We start from the raw sequence: 389 nt of genomic DNA on the forward strand, positions 1-389 counted from the left end.
GCTCACGGACGCGGCCGGCGTCGGCCTGGCCACGGGTGGCCTTCATGACGGCACCGACGATCGCGCCGGCGGCCTGCACCTTGCCGCCGCGGATCTTCTCGGCGACGTCGGGGTTGGCGGCGAGGCCTCGTCGACGGCGGCGATGAGGGCGCCGTCGTCGGAGACGACCTCGAGGCCGCGGGCCACGACGACCGCCTCGGGACCGCCCTCCCCGGCGAGCACTCCGGCCAGCACCTGGCGGGCGAGCGTGTCGTTGATCCGGCCCGACTCGACGAGCGCGGCGAGCTCGGCGACCTGCGCGGGCGTGATCGCGAGGTCGGCCCGCTCGAGGTTGACGCCCTTGGCGGTGCGGGCGCGCTCGCCCCTCCTCCACGTGCGGGCGGCGGCGG

At 77.4% G+C, this 389-nt stretch carries 1 pseudogene; it reads right to left on the reverse strand.

The window, feature by feature from the left end:
* Positions 1–389: pseudogene (locus M3148_RS17545) on the reverse strand (Asp-tRNA(Asn)/Glu-tRNA(Gln) amidotransferase subunit GatB); the annotation flags it as partial.

It is taken from the genome of Georgenia satyanarayanai, assembly GCF_023715365.1.
Taxonomy (GTDB): Bacteria; Actinomycetota; Actinomycetes; order Actinomycetales; family Actinomycetaceae; genus Oceanitalea; species Oceanitalea satyanarayanai_B.